At 59.2% G+C, this 25,833-nt stretch carries 8 protein-coding genes; 3 read left to right on the plus strand and 5 right to left on the minus strand.

Features of this window, described 5'->3' with window-relative positions; translation table 11 throughout:
- Positions 1–102: 102 nt before the first annotated feature.
- Genes ACYJRZ_RS24325 through ACYJRZ_RS24335 form a run of 3 tightly spaced genes read right to left on the minus strand, consistent with a single transcriptional unit; the run spans position 103 to position 3,146 of the window.
- Positions 103–705, minus strand: coding sequence for a hypothetical protein (locus ACYJRZ_RS24325; RefSeq protein WP_459463368.1), 603 nt, complete (start codon positions 703–705; stop codon positions 103–105).
- A 1-nt stretch (position 706) separates the two neighbouring features.
- A complete protein-coding gene (locus tag ACYJRZ_RS24330) occupies positions 707–2,452 on the minus strand; it encodes a ShlB/FhaC/HecB family hemolysin secretion/activation protein (RefSeq protein ID WP_459463370.1) in 1,746 nt (581 codons plus the stop codon).
- 13 nt (positions 2,453–2,465) lie between these two features.
- Positions 2,466–3,146 (minus strand): invasion associated locus B family protein, encoded by a 681-nt coding sequence (locus ACYJRZ_RS24335; protein WP_459463372.1) that lies wholly within the window; start codon positions 3,144–3,146, stop codon positions 2,466–2,468.
- 844 nt (positions 3,147–3,990) lie between these two features.
- On the opposite strand from ACYJRZ_RS24335, the gene ACYJRZ_RS24340 reads away from it, so the two are divergent.
- The gene (locus ACYJRZ_RS24340) at positions 3,991–6,246 is read left to right on the plus strand and encodes a bifunctional diguanylate cyclase/phosphodiesterase (RefSeq protein ID WP_459463374.1); all 2,256 of its coding nucleotides are present in this window, start codon (positions 3,991–3,993) and stop codon (positions 6,244–6,246) included.
- A gap of 345 nt (positions 6,247–6,591) precedes the next feature.
- On the opposite strand, the gene ACYJRZ_RS24345 is transcribed toward ACYJRZ_RS24340, so the two are convergent.
- Positions 6,592–22,467 (minus strand): T1SS-143 repeat domain-containing protein, encoded by a 15,876-nt coding sequence (locus ACYJRZ_RS24345; protein WP_459463376.1) that lies wholly within the window; start codon positions 22,465–22,467, stop codon positions 6,592–6,594.
- A 241-nt stretch (positions 22,468–22,708) separates the two neighbouring features.
- Here ACYJRZ_RS24345 and ACYJRZ_RS24350 point away from each other — a divergent pair, with 241 nt between their 5' ends.
- Positions 22,709–23,920, plus strand: a complete 1,212-nt coding sequence (locus ACYJRZ_RS24350) for a type 1 periplasmic-binding domain-containing protein (RefSeq protein ID WP_459463378.1) — start codon at positions 22,709–22,711, stop codon at positions 23,918–23,920.
- Positions 23,921–24,180: 260 nt separating this feature from the next.
- A complete protein-coding gene (locus ACYJRZ_RS24355; protein WP_459463380.1) occupies positions 24,181–25,131 on the plus strand; it encodes a transglutaminase-like cysteine peptidase in 951 nt (316 codons plus the stop codon).
- Positions 25,132–25,188: 57 nt separating this feature from the next.
- Here ACYJRZ_RS24355 and ACYJRZ_RS24360 read toward each other — a convergent pair whose 3' ends face one another.
- The gene (locus tag ACYJRZ_RS24360) at positions 25,189–25,809 is read right to left on the minus strand and encodes a ribbon-helix-helix domain-containing protein (RefSeq protein ID WP_269245621.1); all 621 of its coding nucleotides are present in this window, start codon (positions 25,807–25,809) and stop codon (positions 25,189–25,191) included.
- Between the last annotated feature and the right edge of the window lie 24 nt (positions 25,810–25,833).

A 25,833-nucleotide genomic window follows, 5' to 3' on the forward strand; every position in this document is an offset into this window, starting at 1 on the left:
GACACTTACCTCGCCATTTTCGCCACTTGAAACTCGTGCTGACGTCCTGGTCATCGCCCTGCCCCGTTTAACGCTTGCTACCCGCTTCGGATTTTCGATCGACTACTTCCGTGGCGTCAGCCACGTCTTCACCTGCTTCATGAAGGTTTCGGCCAGTTGGGTCGCCACTGCGGTCTGATTGGGGGTGACGGCCGCGTTGATGACCATCGCGGGAATGAGTGCTAGCCCATCCCCGCGGACCGTCATGTCGTTGGCGCGGATCTCCTGGGCCTGCGCGATCAGTTTTCCTGTGCGCATGTCCTCGAGGCGGACGGTTCCATCGATAAAGCTGTTGTTGCCTGCGATAATTCTGCCGGGAGCCGAGGCCACATCCAGATCATGAAGGGTGACAATCAACCGCGCGGGAACATTACCCCCTGGATAGCCCTTCAGATCCTTTGCAAGTCTTTGCTGCAGGACACGCGACACAAGCGCGACCTGAGATTCCCGCGTGTCACCGTTCAATAGAGGTGATCCCATCCGCAGATCGGGCGCCGATTCTATGCGGACATCAGCGATACTGGCTGTGCTAAGTGCTGCGGTGAGGCGTGGATCTTGTGTCGTGCATCCGGCCACTACCGTCGAACCCACAAGCACAGCGGCAAACAGAACACTGGTCACGCCGCGATGCCATTTTTTGCTATTTTCCTTCATCTGCTCACCCATTTCACCACCTCACTGAAGTACTTACGAAAAGAAGCCCGGAGTCGCGGCGGTCGACCGTGCCGCCGAAGACATCCGAATAACCCATATCGAAATTGAGATTGCCGCCGGCGAGCTTGGCCCCGACCGTCCAACCGAGCATGTCGCCACCTGCGATCTGGTAGCGGGCCTGGCGTGCGATCCGCCCGTAATCGAGACCGACATAGGGCCTGAACTCTCCAAGCATCTTCGCCAGTGCGGCATTGTCGGCAAATGGCTGCGTCCGCCAGACGAGATCGTTGCGGATGAAGACGCCGTTATTGCCGTAAAGCATGGTCTCGCGCGTGCCGCGCACGGAGGAATAGCCACCGACCGAGATCTGCTCCGCCCCGAACAGATTGTCGGGGGAATATTGCCCGGTGACGATCGAATTGATCTCGAGATGCTGATCCGCCACCTCGAAGGGCTTCGTCATGGTGATCGTGCCCGTTAACTTCGAAAAGCGGGGATCGGCGTTGCCCGCACTGGCATCGCCTGGAGCCACAGCGTCGAAAAGGTTGAGCCCCTGGCTGTAGGAGAGGTCCAAGACCCAGAGGCCGCCGAGCATGCGGCGCGAATGCGAGATGCCGAGATCGCCGACGGTATATTTGCGGCTGCCGACCTCGATCCTGTTGCCGAGCAGAAAATTGTTGGTTTCCTTGTAGGTCAGGCCGCTATTGAAGGTGGTGATCGAATCCTTGTCGCGGAAGATCACCCGATCGGCGCCGACGCCGACCTGCTTGCTGTCTCCCGATGTATTGAGCGGCCCGAAATTGCCCGGCACAGAGCTGTTGTATTCATACCAGGAGCCGTTCGCCGAAAAGGTCCAATAGCCATAGGGCACGCTGACATTGCCGGAATAGCTGTTGCTCTTGCCGTGGCCATCATCGCGCCAGGGGTAATCGGGGCCGGTATGCTCGTAGCCAAAATTCCACTGATCGTTGATGCCGAACAGGTTGTCGTAGCCGATCGAGGCCGAGCTCTTGGAGTATCCCGTCTGCTCCTGGCCGAGATTGCTGTTGCCGAATGACAGATGCCAGGGATGGCTGGGCTTGTTCTCAATATTGAGGATGGAGGTGCCATCCGTCTTGCCGGGCAGCATCGCCGTCTTGGCATTGTTGGAGGTCAGACGATTGATCTGGTCGAGCCCCTGCTCGATATCGCGCAGATTGGTGATCTCGCCCTTCATACCGGGAAAGGCCGTGGCGATCACGCCGGAGCCCGCCGCACCGAAACCCGAAGCCGGCTTGCCGTTGATGTAGATGTCGGCAAGCGTGCCCTCGACGGCAACGAGGCGCAGCACCTTGGTCTTGGCGATATCCTGCGCCGGCACATAGACGCGAGAGCTGACAAACCCTTTGTCGAGGTAGAGATGTGTCAAATCGCGCAAGAGCGCATTGATCTCGCCAACGCCCACACAGCGGTTCGCGTAAGGAGCAGTGACCTTGTCGATCGCACCGGCAGAAAACTGTTTGGCGCCCTCGACCTCGATATGGGTGATGGCAAAGCACGGGCCGGACTTGCCGCCACCAGCCTTCTCCGGCTGCTGAACTTCGGCCGGAGACGGCCTTGGCGTCATCTGACCCAGGCTCTGCAGCCGCTGCTGCTCGGCCTCCTGCGCCTGACGGCGCGCGAAGTCGTCGTTCGGAGTTTGGGCGGCCGCGGTCGACACCACGAGGACCGCTGCCAAAAGTCCACCGATGGCGGTCGCCGCACGCGAGATTGAGGTCATAGGCTCGCTCGGATCAGTTGGAGGCGGCCTTCTGGAGCGCATCGAGCGCCGCCGACAATCCCTTCAGCGAGAATTTGATGTTGACCTTCTGACCATTCATCATCTGGACATGGCCGGTACCATCCGACGCCTTGGAAAGAGCCGACACCATCTTGGCGTCCAGCTTCTGTTGCGCCCAGCAACCCGCCTGATTGCAGTTGCGGTAGGCAAGCTGCACGACGGGCTTGTCGCTTGCATCGATGCCGATGCCCGCTGGCAGAAACATATTGAGCGGCACGAGCGTCGTCAGCACCAGTTCACTGGCCGGTTCCTTTGCCGCCTTCTTGTCCGTCGTGGCGGGCGCCGCAACCTTGGCGATCGCCAGCGTCAAAACGTTGACGTCCTGGTCACCCTGCTTCACCGTTGCAATCTGCGCGACTTCGCAGTTCGCCGTCACTGAACCATCAGCCGCCTTGCCGTCGATGCAACGGTAGTACCAGTCGTCAAATTTCTGCACCCGCGCCTGTGGGGCCGGCGGCTGCTGCTCACTTGCCGCGGCAGGGGAAGCCTGAGCAGAACCGGTGTTGGACGACGTATTAGCTGCAGCCGGAGCAGGCTGTTCCTGCGCGGCCGCCGAAAATGCAACCAGCGCCGAGGAAAGGAACGCGATAGCGGTGAAGCTCTTGAAGGAGAAAGACTTAATTGCGGGGGGCATACAAACTACCAGGTCAAAGCCATCCGCTTGCGCAAGGCGGACGTACCTTGCTCAATCGGCATGTCGGTCGAAAATCAGGAAGGTTCACCACAGGTTGGCGTAGCCGATCATGGGCCTAATCCGCTCAATAGCAGATTTCTAAAAAAGTACAGCAAAAAGTAGCAGGCACATGAGCGATTCACACGCTCGTTTTTAGATATGCGTGTAAAATCTGCAACACCGACGTTCAACAATTGAATAAAATTGTTGTTTGCTCTTGAAGGCACCTCTCCGGCCGATTGGCGGAGCGCACCCGAGGAATCCTATCGTTTGAAATGATGCCAATCATCCACCTGCTTTTGCTGTTTAAGAGCGCATCACGGATTATGAGCTGCCATTCAGCGCGGATTTTAACCCAACTCACCCAGCAGGCGGCTTAGTTTAGAGCGTTTCGATGGTCCAGCTCGAGGGGTTCATGAATGGACGGCCTTCCCTGGCAAGGGATTTTGGTGTGACAGCGACTTGGTCGGGCGCAGGCACTCCGAAACCGGCTCAGTTCCGCGTGGAACCAACAGCAAAACACTCGCAATGATGATACATTCCGACCATTAGAGCGCATGGTTTGAAACAAATGTAACCGTTCCCAAGTCGGGAGCGGGAAAAACCTGGGATAAGGATCTTTGGCAATCGGGTGCTTTTCTGAAAGTGGTATCCGTGACAGCTTGGATCCCTGTGATAACAATATTCAGGCTTCCAATTTAAGAAAAGCGGACAGCTTTCCTCGACAGAAGGTCAGTGGCGGACCTTAGCGTTGCTTTAAAGAAGCTGTGCAAGGATGCGGGCGGTCTCATATACCGGCAACCTAATGAAGTTTCGAAAAAATTCAAAGATATTGCGCGGCTTCGCGAGTTCTGCAGTAAACCATACTAGCGCATTTGCTCCGGCAATATTTGCAACGATCATCGCAGTAATCGTCGTCTATGTTGCAACCAACTGGCGGCTGGAACGATCACTCGCCGACGAGCGCTCGGTGGTTGCCGGTGAACTTGCTACCATATCATCTCGGCTTCAGACGAACCTCAACAGCAATGTGAAGCTGCTGCAAGGACTGGCGGCCGGTATAACGGTTAACCCGGCAATGGACCAAAGTGCCTTTTCGAAACTCGCCGCGGAGATTTTGCAGCCGGATTCACAGTTGCGAAGCTTCGCAGCAGCCCCCGGCATGGTGGTCAAGTGGGTTTATCCAGAAAAACCAAACCAAAAAGCGATCGGTCTCGACTATCGAACAAACGAAACGCAACGCGATAGCGCAATGCTGGCGCGAAATACTCATAATATTGTCCTGACAGGCCCTGTGGACCTCCTTCAAGGCGGAAGGGCTTTCGTTGTCAGATGCCCAGTTTATATCACGGACGGAACAAGCCAGATCTTCTGGGGTCTTGTTTCCGGAATCGTAGACATACCGAGGCTCTACCAAGATAGCGGTCTGGTATCTACCGATCTCGAGATTGCCATCAGCGACACACCGGAACCGACGGTACCCAAACAAAGTTTTCTCGGCGACCTCGATACTTTTTCGAAGAATCCGGTCGTAGCATCCGTTGATATGACTTATGGCCGATGGACACTTGCCGCAGTACCTCGGGACGGATGGGGTCAAAACAGGGGATTGGCCACTTTCGAGCTCTATGCTTGCTTATTGTCCGTGTGTGTCCTCGCACCGATTGTCTGGATAGGCTTTCTGACCAAATCACGCCAAAGGACCATCGAAAAGCTTCGCCTTCACAAGAAAAAGCTTGTTCGAGCACGGCAACGGCTCGAACACCTGTCTTTGCACGACGCGCTAACGGGCCTTCCCAATCGCCGATTTATTGACCAGATGATCTCACAGCCGCCGAGGCCGGGTCCGAAAGATTGTCTGATACTGATTCATATCGACCTGGATCGATTTAAGGAGATCAACGACACCAAGGGACATGCCGGAGGTGATACGGTCTTGCAGACGGCAGCTTCGCGCCTTGTCGACTTGGCCGGCCCAAACGACGTGGCGGCTCGGATCGGCGGAGATGAGTTCATCTTCGCTAGCTGGAGCGCCGATCCCGCGCCGAGGGCAACTAAATTGGCTCAACAGATCGTCGATACACTCAAGCTGCCCTTGTTCGTTGACGGTTTAGAGTGTGTGGTCGGAGCAAGCGTCGGCGTGGCCTGGGAGACTGAACGTGCACAGCGAGATCTCAGTCAGCTGCGTCTCAACGCCGATTTGGCTCTATACGAAGCCAAGAAGAGGGGTCGGGGCCGGGCGGCCATATTCACCGAGGAGCTTCGCAGTGCTGCCATCCATACGAAGGAATTGGCGGACGGATTCAATCATGCGCTCGATTGCGATGAACTGGTTGCGTTCTTCCAACCGCAGTTTCATGCAGACACATTGGATATTGCGGGCGTCGAAACACTTGCGCGTTGGGATCACCCGCAAAAAGGTCTGCTCACCCCGGATAAATTTCTCGCGGTCGCGGAAAATTTGGGACGCTCCGGCGACATGGATCGGCTGATCCTGCAAAAGGCGCTGTTCGAGCTTACAAGATGGGACAGCTTGGGAATGCGCATCCCCCGCGTCTCGGTCAATATTTCCGCGCGTCGACTGGCCCAGCCAAATCTGCTTGCTGAACTGGCTGAGCTTCCTTTAGTCAAGGGTCGCCTGTGTTTTGAGCTACTTGAAACAATCTCTTTTGACGATCTTCAACCAGCTCTCGACGAGATAATTCCGGCCGTCAAAGAGCTCGGTATCGAAATCGAGATCGATGATTTCGGCACCGGACATGCCAGTATCGTCAGTTTGCTTAGATTTGAGCCACGACGGCTTAAAATCGATCGGGAGATTGTCAAGCCGATCGTGACATCTCCATCTCAGCGCCGCCTGGTCTCTTCGATTATCGAAATCGGCCGATCGCAGAACATCGACATCGTCGCCGAAGGCGTGGAGACGATGGAGCATGCGAAGATCTTGAAAGAGCTTGGCTGCCATTTGTTGCAAGGCTACGCTCTGGCAAGACCAATGTCCTCAAAGCGGTTGATCGAATTTTGCCGCGCGAAGGATAAGGAGCTCAAGCTGGTGGGATAGTCCGACCATGAGGAAGACTTCAGCATATCGACATGGCGATGGACGGGCTTCCATTTCCAATCCGCTGGCCGGAAGACGTTCATCACGCGCAGCGACATCGGAACGGTATCACGGCCTGACTTCCTGACTTTGGTGTGCCGGCCTCCTGTCCAAAACCCGGTTTCCATCCGGCGAGTTTCGAAAAACTTCGAAACTGCGCGTGCCTCCCTCCTTAAACGAGATGGTCCTTTTCGAAACGTTGACTGCCGCCGCGCCTTCTATCCTGTCCGGGACGGAGGAAAGAATGCACGACAGCGCCATCGATGAAAAGCGTTGCTTCCAGATACAGGTTCCGACACAAGGCCGTCAGGCGCCGGCGGTCTGCGCATGGGTCGCAAGCTGCTCCTCGTGGTTGTTAAACAGCACGTGGACCGCGTCGTGACCCGTCGGTGCGTAGTTCTGCAGCGTGGCGACCACATGGGTCTCCGAACCAGTGTTGACGCTGATCTTTGTCGAATTCGCTGCAGTATCGACCTCGGCGGTCATCGACGCGACCGCACTCGCCTCGGTCATGCCCGGATGTTCGCCGACCAGCGCATTGAGCAGGTTCGAGACATCCAGTTTGTCGCCGTCTCCCTTCGGACTGAAGTCCGTGATGACATCCGCCATGTTGAGGTTGTGCAGGGCCTTGACATCGAGAACGAAGGTATCCGCACCAGCCCCGCCTGTCATGATGTCGCCACCGCCACCTGTCAGCAAATCGTTTCCGTCAGTGCCATAGAGGTGGTCGATCCCGCTGAAGTCGATCTCGGCCGATGCGCCGTCATGACCGAGTGAGAACTCACTGGCCGAATACTCGCCCGTGAGACCGATGGAGGCGGTGTGGGTGCCATCGGTGATGGTCAACACGCCGCCGGTCTTTGCTGCGTTCTCCGCATAGGAGAAGCTGGCGGTCGCGGCGGAGATGTCGCCGAACCGCAAGGCGTCGTTGCCGTCGAGGCCGGCGATCGTGCCGCTGAAGGCAGCCGCGTGGTCGATGGTGATCGTAGCCTGAGCGTCCTTGCCAAGCGTGATTGCCTCGTTGAACGAGCCGCCGATTTCGAGGTTGGCATGACCGGACAACAGCACGGTGCCGGTGCCGCTGACATTGCCGCCGAGATTGACGTCGCCGCCATTCGCCCATAGCAGGCCATTATTGACGACATCGCTGTGGATATGGAGGCCACCCGTTCCGGTCGCCTCCAGCGTCCCGGTGTTGCTCACCGCGTTGACACCGGTGTCGATGACGAGCGCGTGGCTGCCGTCGGCAATGATCGTGCCCTCGTTGACCAGCGTCAGGTGACCGTCGCCGATCTGGCCGGCGCCGGAGATGGTGTTGTCGACATTCGTCAGCGTGACATGGTCATCGCTTCCGAAAATGACATTGGATGCGCTATCTGACAGTGTCACCTTGCCGCCGCCGGTCAGCCTGAGACCTTGTTGAACGATTTCGAAGTCCGTCTCGCTGCCGGCCGAAGAGATATGGATGCTGCCGGTGTTGTCGAGCGTACCGCTGAAGGGCATCAACGCACCGTCGGCAATCACCATGTCTCCGCTATTGTGCATGACGACCGCTTCGTTGAAGAGGAAGTCGTCAGCAGTCAGCGCCGCGGCGCTGACACCTGCCAGGGTGATAGTCTCACCACTGCCGAGTGTAATGACGGCATTGCCGGAGGCATCGCTGGACAGATGGGCCAGAACATCGGCGAAGCTGTTGAAGCCCGCAAAGCCGATAAGGTCGATCTTGTCATGCGCCACATCGAACTTGTGCACGACGTCTGTGCCGATGGTGTTTGCAAAGACCAGCACGTCGCTGCCGCTCGATGCTGTCAGCGTGTCATCGCCCGACCAGGCAAAGATCGGCGAACCCTTGGCATAGGCTTCGACATTATCGGCCACGGTGGCCATTCCAGTCGAACCATCGGCATTGGTCCAAGTCTCAGTGACCTGGAGAACCACCGCACCGGTTACGCCATCGGGCGAAGTCACCGTCAGCGAGGACGGATTGTTCGTCACCACGGTCCAGGTGCCGTCGGCATTATGCGTGCCTTCGTTGAGCACCCAGCCGGCGGGAAGGCCGGCAACGCTCAACGTGACCGCGCCGACGTGATGCGACGGATCTGCAAGTGCAAGGTTGATGGACTCTCCGGACATGCCTGCAGGCTTGTTCGTATAGTTGACCGTTACTTGGGCTGCGGCTGAAATTCCGCCGTCACCATCATCGATAGAGAAACTAACTATCCTGTTACCAGCCGTGCTGGAGTCCGACTTATATTGAATACTCTCAAGCAATGCCGTTACTGCTGTCGGAGTAGCATTCGAATTAAATGCAACCGTAAGGGTCGACCCATTGTTCGAGTACGAGCCGATTGTTTTGCCGTTGTAAAATACGCTCCCATTACTGCCATTCACGGTGAAAGTTATCAGGCCTTGAGACTTGATGCTCAACTTGTCCGAAGAACCTGACGAACTGATCGTGAGACTTCCATTGGCGAAATTCGCTGAGTCAACATCCGTGACAAAGGCATTCGGCGCCAAGATAATAGCGTTTGCGCCCTTTGTGTAATTGACCGAGGCATTAACACCGCTCATGGAGCTACCGTTTAGGTCCACCACTGGCGCATCATTCGTCCCGTTGATCGTTACAACGATATCCTGAGAGGCTGTCCCGTCTACCGACGTCACGGTTAATTTGTCCGTGACAGTCTGACCTCCAGTCAACGCCTGCACATTTGCGGCCGAATTATTGAGCGTGTAGCTCCACACGCCGCTATTCGCATCGAAACTGAATGCGCCGTATGTTCCCGACAGCGAAGACGGGGTCTGGAAATGATTCTCGCCGTGGTCGACATCGGTAACCGTAAGCGTGCCCCCAGCCGTCAATTGTCCGTTTTCGGTGACCGTGCCGGTCGCCGCGCCGGAGATCGAGGCTGCGTCATTCGTACCGTTGACCGTTACGACCACATCCTTTGTAACCGTTCCACCGTGACCATCACTCAACGTTAGCGTGTATGTTTGATTAATATGATCATTGGCCCCTAGCGACTGGATGGCACTGTCATTGACACTGAATGTCCAATTAACTTTGTTATTCGCATTATCAACGCTTGCCGCAAATGTGCCGTAGTAATTACTTCCGGCGGGTACCGTGTAGCTTACGGTGTGGGTATAGGCCGTATGGACATCGTTAAACGTGATCGCCCCCGATGTCGTTTCAATACCCGGTGTTCCCGCTATCGCCTTTACCGAGACATCATCGATATTGAATGAGCCAAACGGCTGGTAAGGAGACCAGAATTTAATGACGGTGCTCGAGCCCGTTGCAACGAAGTTGACCGTATAGAGTAGGTAGGGGCTACTGCTGGAGTTAGAGTACGTATAGCTGATGGCCTGGGTTTGAGATCCTGTCGTAACATCGAAAATTGCCGCCGCCCCGCCGGGTAGGCTAGTGGCAAAATCCTGCATGTAGAAGCTGAGCTGATATGTCTGTCCAGCAACCGTCGATATTGTCTGCGAAAGCGAGTTGATGGAACTGGTATTTGAGACAAGCATTGCCGACGTGGAATCAAGCCGGCCGCCATTCACATCGTAGACTGACCCGGTGAGAGACCAATTGGTTGGATAGCTGTGAATTCCGGAGAAGTAATAACTCTGGAAACTGCCGTTCGTTATCAGCTCTGGACCTACGCTGTAAGACGCATCCTCCGTCACCGACCCCGTCGTCGTTCCCGTGCCGAACACCGGTGGGTTATCGACGCCCGTAATCGTGACGGTAACGTTGTGCGGCGTTCCGTCGGCCGAGGTGAGGGCCAGGGTATCGGTCAGCTTGGCGCCAGCCGTCAGCGCTTGAACCGCCGTGTCATTGTTGTTCAGCGCATAGGTCCAAGTTCCAGTCGCGGAACCATCATTGGTGAAGGTGAATGTCCCGTGTGCGCCCGCGATCGAGTTTGAAGACGCGGTCGTGAAGGAGCTTTGGTTTGCATCGACGTCAGAAACGACGATCGCGCCGCTGATCGGAGCAGTGCTCCCCTCCAGAATGCTTCCGGTATCACCGGTAAATGTCGGTGCATCGTTGGTGCCGTTGACCGTCACATCGACCGTCTGCGTCGTGACGCCGCCATGGCCATCGCTGACCTGCACCGTGAAGACATCGTGCTTCTGATCCGACGCCGTCAGAGGATCGGCCTTCGACTGATCCAGAACATAGGTCCACTTGCCAGTCTGATCGACGCTCAACGTGCCATAGGCTCCCACCTCGGAACCGGCGCTGTTAGCACTGTTCTTCGGATCGACAACCGACCAGGTGAAGGACGTGTCGTCGACGTCGCTCGCCGTCAGAGAGCCCGAGACCGTGCCCGCGCTGACTGCGACGTTGACGCCGGCTTCCGCGACCGAACCGGTTGCCGCGCCGCTGATTACGGGTGCATCATTAGAGCCGTTGACGGTGATGTTGACCTGCTGCGTCGCGATGCCGCCATGGCCGTCCGCGACTTCGACCGTGAAGCTGTCGACCTTCTGATCGCCGAGCTGCAGCGAGTCGGCCGCCTTTTCGTCGATCGTGTAGGTCCATTTGCCGGAGCTCGCATCCATCTGCAGCGTGCCGTAGGTGCCATGCACCGACGACGCAGTCGTCTGGCCCGAGACGATCGACCAGATGGCGGTATCGCCATGATCAACGTCACTACTTGCCATAATGCCCGAAACCGTCGAGATCCCAACCGGATGACCGCTCGCATCGAAGCCCTGTTCTACGACCGAACCGCTTGTCTGGCTCGATGCGAGGATAACAGGCGCGTCATCGGTGCCGGTGACGGTCAACTCGTAGACACCGGAGGTGACGCTGCCGTTGCGATCCGTCACTTCGAAGGGAATGCTGATCTTGGCAATCTCGCCGGCGCCAAGCGTGTCGAAGGCCGTGCCCGGTATCACTGTGATAGTCGAACCATCGAAGCTCAACTGCGGCATACCGAGAGTGATACCCTGGGGAGCGGAGACCACCGCATGCGTAGTGTCGAAGGTGAGCGCGCCCGTGGTGCCCTGACCATCGGCGCCGTAGTTGAACTGAGCCGAGCCGAAAGTGAAACTATGGGTGTCGTTCTCGTTCATCGCATCGGCGATGACTGGCAGCGAATTTGCCGATGCGGCGGTCAACGAAACGTTCGCGAGATAGGTGCCGGTGTTGTCGCTGGCAGTGCCGACCTCGACGAAGGAGATCGTATTGTTGCTGCCATGTGCCGTCAGCGGTAGAGTAATGATCGACATAGGCCCTGCGCCGGGCGTGGGGGTCAGCGTATCGACCAGCTCTCCATTCCACCAGACCTGTACGGCTGCGGTGCCATTGGCCGGCGTGCCATATTCGAAGCTGAGAACGTAGCTGGCACCATCAGTCAGTCCGTGAACGGTCTGCGAGATCGCGATATTGCCCGGAGAAGCACCGAGATCAACCATCGGCGCGCCGTTGGAGGAGGTAACACCGTTATAGTTGCTCGCAATTTCTTCGAGGCGCACGCCGGTCTGACCCGGTTCGGTCCCGGATATCGTCCAGCCGGTGCCTTCGGTTGCCCAGATGAAGCCACCACCATTCGTCCAGGCGGATGCCGTTGCATGGGCGAAATCGCCGTCGACCAGCAGGTTCGGGGCAGCGGCATGGCCACCAGCATCCTGTACACCGATGATGACCGGGAAATCGTCAGAACCGTTGATCGTCACCATCAGCGTCTGGGTACTGGTGGCGCCGTGATTGTCGGTGATCGTGAAGGTGAACGTGTCGGTCAGCGTCTCGTTCGGGATGAGATGCTGCACGGCCGGATCTGCATTGTTTAGGACATAGGTGTATTCACCGCTCGTGCTATCCCAGGTCAGCGTGCCATAGGTGCCCGCAACGCCTGCATGACCGTCGGTAACGTCACCGACCTTGGCGACCGAAAGGACGTCCAGATGGTCGGCGTCGCTGGCTCCCGCAAGAAGGTTACCGGTCGCCATGACAGCCGTGTCCTCGGTCACCGAAGCCGCCTCGGCAACGGCGATCGGCGCATCGTTCGTGCCTATAACGTTAATCGTGATCGTCGCGGAGCTTTGGACCCCGTGGGCGTCCTGAACGGTATAGTCGAAGATCTCCTTGACCTGTTCTCCCTGGCTGAGGGAGTTGGTCGCATCCTTCGTGTCGTCGAGTGTATAGCTGTAAGTGCCGTCGGCGTAGATGGTCAGTTTGCCGTAGGTGCCGTCAACAACGGTCGGGTTGGAGCCCGTCACATTGGCGACCGCGGACGGCATCGCTCCAGCATTGATGCCGACAACCGTCAGTGTATCGAACTTATTGGTGTTCGCATCCGTAGCATGATTGCCGTGCAGAATGAAACCTTCGACTGTCTCGCTCGAGCTGTCCTCAATCACCGCGCTCAAGGCGGTGAAGCTGTTGGCGACAGGCGCGACGTTCATCAGCTGGCTGAGCGACAGCGTACCGCCGGCACCGCCGTTTTCACCCATGAAGGTGAACTGCTCGACATTGGTGACGGTGATCGTCTCCGCACCGTTCGTCAGCGTGTAGCTGCCGGTGCCGTCGTCGACACCGGTGTGCGTAACCGTCCAGTCGGCCCATTTGCCAGCAAGCTTCAGCGTGTCGGTGTCGCTGCCTGCGGTTGCAACAGGATCGCTGTCGTTGATGACGATGTGTACATTGCCGGTGAGGCCGGTCATGTCGAACGTATCGTTGCCGTTGCCGCTGTTGACGACGATCGTATCGGGCGCCAGCGCCGTATCGCTGACATTGCCGAAGACGACCGTGTTGTCAGCGCTACCGCCAAGATCGAGGTATAGGTCCTCGATACCGTCGGCACGGATACTGCCGCCGCCGCTGATGCCGATGGTCAGATCGGCATGATCGTCAGCCGACACGATGTTGCCGGTATCGCTCAAGGCGATCTCGCCAATCGCGTAGGTGTGGCCGTTGCCATCGCCAACGATATGCAGTTCGTCGGTGTCGGTTTCCTTTCCGCCAACCGGGGTCGCACCGCCGTCGATACGGTCGTTGCCGGAGCCCACGGTGTAGTAGATCTTGTCGCTACCCGTACCGCCGAGAATGGTGTCGTTGCCCGTGCCGGCGACGATGATGTCGTTGCCAGCGCCGCCGATCAGTGTGTCGTTGCCAGCGCCGCCGAAGATGACGTCGTCACCCGCACCGCCGTCGATGGTCACGCCACCGCCGGCTGCATCGCTCATATAGGTCTTGGAGACCGCAATCAGGTCGTTGCTGTCGGTGCCAACGATGTGTTCGACGCCCTGAAGCTGCAGGCCGGAGGTCGAGCGGTAGTCGAGGACGTAGCCGTTCGAGCCGGAACCCTGCAGATAGAGCGTATCGTCGCCGACGCCGCCGTTGACGCTGTCGCCGGTGCCGGACATGTGGTCGAGCGAGACATCGATCTTAATGCCAGAACCGAGGTCGAAACTGCGCGGACCATAGGCCGCCGCATCGGCAATATCGGCAGACAGATAGATCTTGTCGTTGCCGGCGCCAGCGTCGATGGTGTCAGAGCCGGTGCCGGCCCTGATGATATCGTCGCCAGAGCCGCCGATGATCGTGTCGCCGTGGTTCGAACCAACCAGGGTTACGCCGGTCGCATTGCCGGCATTGGTCAGCGTCCAGCCATTGCCGCCGGCGGACGATAGATCGATGTCATGGCCGTTGGCATTGATCGTCGCCGTGCCGTTGTTGACTGTGTAGCTCGTTGCGGTCCAATCGCCGGTGGCGGTGATCGCAGCGGTCGCGCCGTTCAGAACCTTGACGATGTCCTTGTCGTGAAGATCGGTGACGGTGACCGTGCCGCCGGCAGCCACGAAAGTATCGTTACCCGCGCCGCCGGTCAGCGTGTCGCCAGCGCCGCCGATCAGCGTGTCGTCGCCGCTGGTGCCGATGACATGCGTCATGCCGGCCACATTGTCCCTGCCGACGACATGGGTAGCGCCGGCATCGATTGCCATGTTGGCGGCGATCGTCTGCGCGCCCACCGTCTGGCTGATCTCGGACAGGTTGACAGTAACGCCGGACGAGATGGCGGAATAGTCGATCGTCTGACCGGTTACCGTGCCGGCCGCGTTCACTTCGACCGTGAAGCTGCCGCTTGCCGTATCATTGTCGCCGTCCGTCGCCGTGTAGCCAAAAGTCAGGTCGATCGCATGGCTGCCATTGGCAGCGATAACGCCGGAATGATCGAGCGGCTGGAGGAGCGTGAACGTATACGAGCCAGAGCCTGCGACCGCAAGTGCCACGGTGAAGACGACGTTGGCCGCGTCGGCCGCTATCGGCAGCGATCCGGTATAGGCCACCAGCAGGCTGCCGATGAAGGCATAGGCCAGCGGCTTGCCGTTCGACGACAGGCCGGTCGGGCCTGTCACGTTGCTTGCCGCGGATGCGTTGCTGAAGGCGACGCTCTTGGCGCCGTCGGCGCCGAAGCTGATCGCCAGCGATCCCGTGGCAGTCGGATGCGTCGTCGCCAGTCCGTTTTCACCGACGCTGCCGAGGGTCACGCTGCCGACGCTCGGAACATCATCCTTGAAGGTGATGACGCCGGACAGGTCGGCAGACTTGCTCGCCGTATCGCCGTCGCCATCGGTCACCGTCACCACTGCGCTCAGGGAGCCGGTGGCAAGGTTCAGGTGGTCGACCGCGTTGTTGTTGACGATGTCCTTCAATGCCACGTTTTCCGTGACGCTGAGTGCGCCGCTGCCGGCGTCGATGGAGATCGTAAAGGCAATGTGCGCCTTGCCGTCGGAGCCGGTGTAGACGCCGTTGACCGTCCCTGCCGACTGTTGCTGCAGCGTGATCGCATGATTGTCGATAGTCGAGAGGCCAGAATTCCCATTGTTGCCGACCTGCAGGGAATAGACCTGCGAGGAAAGGCCATCGGCGCCGGCATTGACGACCGCCGTGACGATTGAATGCGTTCCGGTCGTGGCGCTGACCGGGGAGGACGCCGTCAGGCCGTGTTCGTCCACGGTGATCGCCTGGCTCTTGTCGACCACGAAGGCCGAGATGGACGGGCTGTCGTCGGTGACATCGACCGAAAAGCTCTGCGTGCCAGTCGTGGTGTCGCCGTCGCCGTCATGGCCGGCAACCTGGAAGGTCAGCTTGATATCCGAAAGGTTGGCTTGGCCGTTGACGTCGTCGAGCGCCTTGTAGAGCGTAAAGTTGTAGGCGCCGCTAGCGTGAGCACTGTCCTGAGACAGGTCGACCTTGAAGACCCAATTCGACTGATCGGCGGCATTGCCGCCCGTGTAGGCGATCAGCGTCATGCCGTCGCTGCTGACCGCATAGGACAGCGCATGGCCGCCGGAGCTGAGCTTGGTCGCATCGAGGCTCTGATTGTTGCCGTAGCTCGCGGTGAAATAGCTGCCATTCGAACGGGCAACAAAGGTAATGGCATGAGCAGCCGGGCCATCGGCGCCGAAGGCGAAATTGAGCGCAACCGCGCCGGTGCTCACGCCGGAAGGCGAGATCGTGCCCGAATTCGTGACAAGACTGTGCTCGGCAAGTGCCTTCGTTGAGACGGCGTTGCCGATCGACGGGCCGTCATCATCGAAGCGAATGCTGCTGCCGATGGAAACGGACTTGCTGACAGTGTCGCCGTCGCTATCGGTCGCGCTCAGCACTGCCGAAAGCTTGCCTGTGAGATCGACCGTATCGCCGTCCGACTTCGACGTATTCGGGTTGGCAAGCGCCATGTACTGGGCGATGCTGACCTTGCCGCTGTCATCGATGCGGATCGCAAACGCGATCTCGCCGTCCGCGATCTTGCCGACAACCGTGCCGTTGGCGAGCTGCGAGAGCGTGATCGTCTGACCTGCCGTCGTCGTTAGGCCGGAGTCGGCGTTGTCGATATGGAGTGTCAGGCTGCTTGTCGCACCCGTCGCATCGTCAGCGCCCATGGAGATCGACGGCGAAACGACGCCATGCTGCGCATAGACCGTCGACATATGAGAATCGTTGCCGCCCGTGATGCCGGCAAACAAACCTCTGATCGAATTGCTGGCGCTGACGTCGTCATCGCCTTTGCCGCTCTCATCGATCGTGATCGAGCCCGTCAGGCCAAGACTTACCTTCGGTACGTCGTCAACGATCGTGACGTTCAGGGCACCCTTTAGCGTCACGCTATCGCCATCGCCGTCGGTCGCCTGGATGACGGAGCCGAAATCGATGGCCGAGATCGAACCATTACCGGAGCGCAGGTCGTTGCCGGGGCCGGCGACATTGTCGAGCTGGTCGTACTGCTGGAAGGTGAAGCTGCCGTCGCCTGACAACGTCAGCGACAGGACTGGCCGGTCGAAAAGCGGATTGACGCCGCTATGGTGATCGTTATCGACATAGCCGATGATCACATTGTTCACGACGGCATAGGAGAGCGCTTCGCCACCCGAAGTCAGATGCAGCGCGGCGAGCGTCGATGTCGCGTTGGAGGTGAAGCTGAAGCCGCCGCCGACAGCTGCGCCGTCGGCACCGAAGGAGACGGTGGACGCAAGGGAGCCAGATACGGTGGCGGCAAAGCCGAGACCAATCAGAGCGGGCTGCGAGGACGATCCGTCATGCGTGCCGTCGAGCGGGCTGTTGCCCTGCGACAGGGCGTTGTAGATATCGCCTTCGTCTGCCCTCACCGAGATGGTCGTGCCGGAAGCAACCGGGACATCGTCCGTAATGGCAATCGCCAGCGAACCCTTCGCTGCATCGCCGTCACCATCCGTGACCGTGAAGCCGAAATTCAGCGTCAAGCTGTCTTCGGTGGTCGACGATGTCGAATGAACGAGCGGCGCATCCGTGGTAAAGCTGTAGGAACCGTCCGAGCCAATCGTCAGAACTGCAACGGTGGCATGACTGGAGGCGCCGGTTGCCGTCCAGGTCGTCACGCCGTTCGTCGAAGACGACGCCCACGTCACGGATTCCTGGTGGCCGATGCCATGGCTGTCGAGATAGATCGCCTTCATTGTCGGGAGGCTGTCCATCGACACGCTCTTGACGCCATCGGCGCCAGCGGAGAACAGGGCTCCTGCATTGCCGTTGATCGTGTTGACGTCCGCGCTGCCGCCGTCGAGGTTGCCATGTGCCTGTGCGTCGTCGTTAAGTGGCGTCGAGGTGACATCAACCTTATAGGCGATCGGTGCGTCGTCCTTGACGGTAACCGTGAGCGCGCCGCTGGCCGTATCGCTGTCGCCATCGGTAACAGTGAAGTTGAAAGTCAGATCCTGCGTATTTTCCGCAGTCTGGCTCGCGCCATGAGCAATCGGTGCACTCAGCGTGAAACTGTAGGAACCATCCGTGCCGATCGTCAGCGTCGCGACCGTCTGGCCGCTGTCCTTGCCCGTCGCGACCCAGATCGTCTCGCCGCCCGCCGCCATCGTCGGGCTGCCCCAGACGACCGACTCGACATGGGCAAAACCGTCCTTGCCGGTATAGATGGCGCTGAAATCCGTGGTCGCTCCGAGCGTTACCTGATGAACTCCGTCCGCGCCGCCCGTAAAGAGCGTGCCGCTCGTGCCACTGACGCTATCGGTGTCGGCGACACCGACCGTGTCCGGGTTACCGCCCTTCAGGGCATCGTCGTTCAACGTCACGTTGGTGACGGTGACGGCGTTTGCCAGCGGCACATCGTCCGTAACATGCAGGGTCAGCGAGCCGGTCGACGTGTCGTTGTCGCCGTCCGTCACCGTGAAGGTGAAGGTCAGCGGCAAGCTTTCTTCCGTCGTGCCGGAGGTCGGATGCACGAGCGGCGTACTGGCGCTGAAGCTATAAGAGCCGTCTGCATTGATGGTCAGCGTGGCGACAGTCTCGTGATTGGCGCTGTAGGCAACCCAAGTCGTCGCACCGCCGGAAACCGTCGGCTTGCCCCAGGTCACGTCTTCCTGCTGCGCGAACCCATTGGCATCGAGATAGATCGTCTTCAATGCCGGCAGGCTGGCCTGGTCGATTGAGACGCTGGAAAAACCGTCGGCGCCAGCGCTGAACAGGGCACCGGCAGCGCCCGAGACGCTGTTCGTGTCGGCGCCGTTGCGGTCCAGGTTGCCGCCGGTCTGCGCATCGTCGTTGACCGATGAGGCCGTATTGTCAACCGTGTGAGCGATCGGCACGTCATCCTTGACGCCAACCGTCAGCGAGCCCGTTGCCTTGTCGCCGTCGCCATCGGTGACGGTGAAATTGAAGGTCAGGGACAAGGTCTCTTCATCGGCTTGCGCGGTCGGATGCGCAAGCGGCGCACCGGTCGAGAACGTGTAAGAACCATCGGCATTGATGATCAAGGTGGCGACGGTCTCATGATGTGCGCTGCTCGCAACCCAGGTGGTGCTGCCATCAGTGACCTGCGCCTTGCTCCAGCTCACGGCTTCCTGATGCGCAACGCCATCCGCATCGGTGTAGATCGTGGTCAGCGTCGGCAGATCCGAGTGAGCAATCGCGACCTTCTTAAAGCCATCCGCGCCCGTGTTGAACAGACTGCCCGATGCGCCGCTGACGCTGTTATATTCATCGGTCTTGTCGGGGTTGCCGCCCGTGAACATATCGTCGTTGAGGAGATGCTCGGCTGTGACGGTGCTTGCGGTCGGAAGGCTATCGGCGACGTTGAGCGTCAGCGAGCCCGTCGACTTGTCGCCGTCACCGTCGGTGACTTCAAAGCCGATCTTGAAGTTCTCATTGTCAGAGCCCTTGGCGTCGGCAAAGGCGCCGGACTGAACATAGGTATAGCTGCCATCGGCATGGACGGTCAGTGTGAAGATGACGTGGCCGGAATCCCTGCCGATCGCGGTGTAGATCGTGTCGCCGGAGTCGTCCCTTGAGGTGCTGTAGGATAGACCTTCCTTGTGAGCGACACCGTTTTCATCGATGTTGATGGCCTTGAGACCGGTTGGATTGGTGAAGGTCAGTCGCGCGAAGCCATCGGCGCCGGTCGTAAACAGGCTGCCCGCTGCGCCGCTGACGGAGTCGCTCTTGGCGCCATCCGACGGTGGCGAGCCTTCGCTCGGCTGCTCGACAAGCAGCTGGACGGGAGATGGATTCGTCTCCGAGGACGTCGACGTGGTGTCATGGAGACTGCCCGATTCGACCGTCACGTTGTTAGCGACCGGAAGGCTGTCGGCGACGTTAAGCGTCAGCGAGCCTATCGCCTTGTCGCCGTCGCCGTCGGTGACTTCAAAAGAGATCTTGAAATTCTCGTTGTCGGAGCCCTTAGCATCGGCGAACGCGCCAGATTGCACGTAGGTATAGCTGCCGTCCGCACCGACGCTCAGGGTGAAGAGAACCTGGCCCGTTTCCTTGCCGGTTGCGGTGTAGACGGTATTGCCCAGATTGTCCGTCGTTGTGCTATAGGACAGGCCCTCCTTGTGAGCGACACCGTTGGCATCAATATAGATGCCCTTGAGGCCGGTCGGATCCGTGAAGCTGATTTGTTGGAAGCCGTCAGCACCGGCAGTGAACAGGCTGCCCGATCCGCCGCTGACGCTGTCGGTAGCACTTTCCGACGGGGTTGACCCCTCGCTCGACTCGACGAGCGGGCGGAGCGGCATCTGCTCAGTCGGTGTTGTGTCGTAAAGACTACCTGTTCCGACCGTGACGTCGCTGGCGACAGGCTTGTCGTCGGCGACGGTGATGGTGAAGCTGTTCGTGGCAGTATCGCCATCGGAATCGGTGGCCGTGTAACCGAAGGTCAGTGTGATGGCGTCCGAGCCCTTGGCGTCGTCGAGCGACTGAACCAGCGTGAAGTTATAATGACCGTTGTCGGTGTCGGAAACCGTTGCATAGAAGACGATATTCGAACCGACCACACTCTTTGCATCTGTGACAGCGGTCGGAGCAACATCACCGGTGTAGCCGACCAGCGTACCGTCAGCGAGCAGGGCCGTGTGCACTGCAAGACCGTGTGAGCTGAGCGTGCCGTTGTTCTCACCCGTCGCCACAACCGTGGCATTGGTGAAGGCGACCGAGCGGTCGCCGGCTCCGCCTTTGTCGGTATTGGCGTTATCAGCACCCCAGGAGATGTTGAGCGAGCCGGTGGTCATCGCGGCGCCGGTATCATGGGTCAGGGCTGCGTTGCCGGCAGCCAGCACCGCCTCGGTGACGGAGCCAGCATCGCCGGTCGAGGCGACGGGCTTGTCGTCGGCGACCGTGATGGTGAAGCTGTTCGTGGCCGTGTCCCCATCCGAATCGGTGGCCGTGTAGCCAAAGGTCAGCGTGATGGCGTCCGAGCCCTTTGCGTCGTCGAGCGACTGGAGCAACGTGAAATTATAGTGGCCATTGTCGGTATCGGAGACCGTGGCGTAGAAGACGACGTTGGATGCGGAGGTTGCTGTCGGAGCAACATCACCGGTGTAACCAACCAGCGTACCATTGGCCAAAATTGCCGTGTGGACGGCCAGGCCATGCGAGGTCAGCGCACCATCGTCCTCACCCGTCACCGCAACCGTGGCATTGGCGAAGGCGACCGAGCGGTCGCCGGCTCCGCCTTTGTCGGTATTGGCGTTGTCAGCACCCCAGGAGATGTTGAGCGAGCCGGTGGCCGTCGCGGCGCCGGTATCATGGGTCAGGGCTGCGTTGCCGGCAGCCAGCACCGCCTCGGTGACGGAGCCCACGTCGCCGGTCGAGGCGACGGGCTTGTCGTCGGCGACCGTGACGGTGAAGCTGTTCGTGGCCGTATCGCCATCGGAATCGGTGGCCGTATAGCCGAAGGTCAGCGTGATTGCGTCAGAACCCTTGGCATCATCGAGCGACTGCACCAACGTGAAACTATAGTGGCCGTTGTCGGTGTCGGAGACCGTCGCATAGAAGACGACGTTGGATGCGGAGGTTGCCGTCGGAGCCACCTCACCAGTGTAACCCACCAGCGTACCATTGGCCAAAATCGCCGTGTGCACGGCGAGGCCATGTGAGGTTAGCACGCCGTTGTCCTCACCCGTCGCCGCAACCGTGGCATTGGTGAAGGCGACCGAGCGATCGCCGAGACCGCCCTTGTCGGTGTTTGCGCTATCAGCGCCCCAGGAGATGTTGAGCAAGCCGGTGGCCGTCGCGGCGCCGGTATCATGGGTCAGGACTGCGTTGCCGGAAGCCAGCGCCGCCTCGGTGACCGAACCCGCCGTACCGACGGCCGCAACCGGCACGCTATCGGTGATGTCGACGCTCGCGACAGCCGAAACCGTGTGGCCGCTCGTGTCGGAGACCGTGTAGCGAAATTGCAGTTCAAGCACATCGCTGGCCGAATTGGCACCGCGTGGATGGTCGAGGGCAGCCAGCTGGGTGAAGGTGTACTCGCCGGTCGAGGCGTTGAATACCAGCGTGAAGACTGTGACGCCATTGGCGACGCCGGTGACGGTCTGGCCGTTCTGGGTGACAACAACCGCGACACCGCCGGAGGTCAGGCCCGACAGCTGCTGTGTACCGCTGCTGGTGATTTCTGCCTCGCCAATCAGCGTGACAGTGGTGATCGAGGCATTGTTGCCGCCGAAGCCGAAGCGGCCGGTGCTGCTTGAGGTAAGGAAGGCGCCGGTGCTGCTGCCGTGCTCGACCAACGAGGCCGTTTCAGTCGCCTGCGGATCGATGAAGGGAACACGGGTTTGGGTGCCGGAGAGATTGCCGCCGTTGCCGCCTCCGATTAAGTCACCAGGGCCGAGAAGGCCGATCAGATTCAGCGGAGTGCGCGGGTTCCCGGCCTGGCTGTCCGTGAACTGGTGACCGGAGTCCGCGCCATTGCCGGCGTGAACCGAACCATCGGGACCTTCGGCGACATTGATGCCCTGCTGCTGTAATGCCGCGACGACGGCCTGCTGCGGCAGCGTCACTTCCCCGATCAGGAAGGTCGGAACGTGCAGAGCACCGTTGATGATGACAATGCGCGTTCCGTCGGCCTGGATGAGAACAAGGTTGCGTCCCTCGACATGGATGTCGTCGATAGAAGTGTTCGGCGGCAGATGAACGACGTTGCCCTGATCCGGCACGATCTGGATCGGCGCCGTGACGGGAGCATTTTGCGGCTCGCTCGCGCCTAGCCGCCCAGTTTTGCCATTCGCCTGTTGTTCCTCGGCTTGTGCCACCTCGAATGCAGCGACATCAGCATTCTGCGACAACGTCGGCGCATAACCGGGGCCAGCATCGGCTGCAATGCCCTCGTCCCGACCGCTTGATGCGAAATCATGCGAAGCAGCTTCGTGGTCTACGGTCGAAATGCGCAAGTCGTCCATGGGTCTGGCTCCCGGTGTCTATCAATTTGCCGCAATCAATTACGGGAGCACGACGATTGCAATACTTCCTTAACCTCATCGATATAGCCGGTTATGCAGCACTGCAGAATTATTTTACCGATGGTTAACTTAACCAAAGAACAAGTCGTTAAGTATACCGCTTGACTTTACGTCAGCCGCGATGTGCAAATGCGGCCCGATAGGCTGTTTCGGCCTGCCATGGAGAATCGGGGGAGTAGTTGTGCCGTTTGCGATCAGCCTTTCGTTGGACCTTTTGACCGAGCGGCTAGCGCGCAGACTGCATCGGCGACCAGCACGCGGTGCGGCCCTCATCCTCTGTGCCGGCATCGCCGGCTGTCAGATGGACGGTGTCGGACTTGAGAACAACAGCAAGAAGGACGACATAAAAATGCCGTCCACCGCCATTGAAGAGACCTATGGTGGCGACAGCGGCACGGAAATCACATTGCTGCTGCGCAAGGGCGCGGCCGGTCTCTACGAAGGTCCAGCCCGCGACATACGCGATGGGGCGGTGCTTGGCGTCGGCGAACTCGGCAACAATCAGGTTCGGCTGCGCGTCAAGGATGTTGGTCCGGGTCTTGCTGGCGTTGCCGCACAGGTCGCGGCGGCCAAAGGCCGAAATGCCGCTTTGATCGTCAGCTATTTGCCGCCGGCCGAGACTGCGGCCATTGCCGCCATTCCTCCCGCACAACGCCCGCCATTGCTTAACCTTGCGAGTGCGACGGCGACAACGGGCGGCGACGTCTTCAATCTCGCCTCGGGCGAAATCGACAGCGCGACCGAGGGCGTCAAGGCGGCAGGTCCCGGGGGTCATAAGAAGGTATCGGCGCTGGTGCCCGCAGATTTTTCTCAATCCGAAACAACGAGATTGGGCAGCGCCATCTGGAACAGCGGCAACACGTTCATGGGGCTAGGTCGTTACGGCGCAAACGATCAGGCCGCCGATATCCTGGGCAAGAACCGGCCGTTGATCCAGTCAGCCGAAATCGTAGTCATTCTCGGAAACACGTCAGAAGTCGGCGTGGCAGCAAGTGCCGTGCGCAGCGCCACCATTCCCGGCCAGACGTTAGTCGGCACCAACAACTGGCCGCAAGCAGCATATGCAGCTCCGGCTGTTGCAGGCGCATTCGTCGCGACCGACGATACGCAGAGCGGCGGGCTCATTGCCGAGCGTTACCAGCGCCATTTCAATCACCCGCTGACGACCTCCGGCTCCTATGGCTACGACGCCATGGCGATCGCCTCCGGCCTCGTCCGTTCCCAGGGGCCGCAAGCCATCACTAGCGCCAATCTGACAAACAAGGTTGGCTTTCGCGGCACCACCGGACTTTTCCGCTTCAATGCCTCCGGCATGGTGGAGCGCAAGATGGTGATCAATACGATCGAGGGCGGCAAATTGAAGGTTTCCACACAGCCCTCGCAATCGTTCTGAAGCCGGACCATCCCATAGAGCACATTGCACGTCGTTGCGGCGGCGGTCACCATCACGATGGCGCCACTTCACCGATGCGGTCTTAGGATTGAACTTACTTGGCAGCCTTGGCTGTATCAACCTTAATACTTTCTAACTGGATCTTGTAGAAATTTATACTTATTTGATCGCTTAATTTATATTTAATTTACCTACGTTTCCGAACGCCATATTCAGAAGTATCGCGCACTATTCTCTCAAACAGGGGAAATAGTGCACCAATGGAACGCAAGAACAAAAAAAATATACTTGCAGCGCTTGCTGCAGTCTCCTTCGCTCTCGGTCTATCATCACCGACCGCTAGCATGGCGGCGACAGGCGATACCGTGCGCCCAGTCGTCAAGCTGCTTCAGGGCCCTCTGGTGGATATGGCCATCGATCTCTTTGCGCCCACCATAGGAAACGCCGCAAAGGCGATTAGCGGCGTCGACCTCGCTACGTTGAACCAGAGTCTTGTCGCTGCGCCAGGTGGTCTTCCGCATAATGACCTGACCGCATCCGAGCCGGTACGTCCCGCAAAGCCAAGCAACGTTCCTTTAGGCGACTCGGTATTCGGAACCGTCGCCATTCCCTTCAAACATCTTGCCGCGCTTAACAATTTCGCCGGCCCGCTCGCCGAAATCCGGTCAGGTAAATCGCTCGATTGCGGTGCGGGTGGATGCAACGCAGCCGAAACCGCCATAGCCGCGGCTGAAACAAAGATTGCTAGCGCCTCGATCCGCGACAAGATCAATAACATCAATTACACGGTCAACCATGCCATCCGCTACGCCAGCGACATGAAAACCTATCACGTGGCGGATTACTGGGCGAAACCGAGCGAGGCCCTGTCGCACCAGCAGGGCGACTGCGAGGACTATGCGATATTGAAGATGGCAGCACTCTACAATGCAGGCGTCGATCTCGACCAAATGGCGCTGGTCGTTCTCTTCGATCAGCAGCGGCATTTCTATCACGCCGTCCTGTCGGTCTCCGTCAACGGAAACAACCTCATCCTCGACAACATGCGCGATGAGGTTTTGTCCGACAAGCGCATTGCAGAATATCTGCCGCTCTATTCGATCGTCGCTGGCCGCGGCTATCTGCATGGCTCGCGCGATCCGCATGCGCAAGCGGTTGCCGCCGCGATGCCGCTCGCTAAGGTGGTTCCCGGCGAAGGCGAGGTCAACTAACCGAATCCACCCAGTTTAGCAGGGCCGAGCGTCACGCATAGCGAAAGGGATGGCGCCTCAGTAGACGGAAAGATAACCGATCAGCATCAACGCCTCGTGCGTCGGTGCCAACGCCAGATTGATCTGGCCCGTCAGCGATTGCGAGCCGAACCCGATCTTGAAGCCAGTGTTCAGCGTCTTGCCGCGATTGATCGATAAAACGGAGAGTACCTCTTGAACCTGAGTGTCAATTGACAGGCGCAACGTGCGCGCCGTCTGCTGAACATCGTCGATCAGCGTTAGCCGATGGCGTAACATCTTCAGGAAGGCATCGTTAAAGAGCTTGATCCCGCGCTCTTGCGTCAACACCACTGCCGGTGTCGGCGACGCCTGAAGGACGGCGTTGAGATTGGTCAACGACGCCACATGCTCGACGGCGTCAAGCCGGTTCAGCGCCCATTTGAAGCTCAGTACGCGCAGCAAGGATGTGAGATTGCCGGTTTCCGGCATTTCAGCCGCCGTATTGGAAACCAGTTCGCCGATGCTGATGCCACCGGCTTCCGACATCCGCCCGAGACCATCCCAATAGATACGCTCCAGACGAATGCCGCGACGCTCGCCGCCGCCGGTTACGGCGCGGAAACGCGGCTCCAGTTCATCACCATCGACCGATGGCAACGCCTCCTCTCGTGCTATCATAGCGGCTTCGTCTTTCCCGCCTCC

The sequence above is a fragment of the Rhizobium sp. No.120 genome (assembly GCF_054558365.1).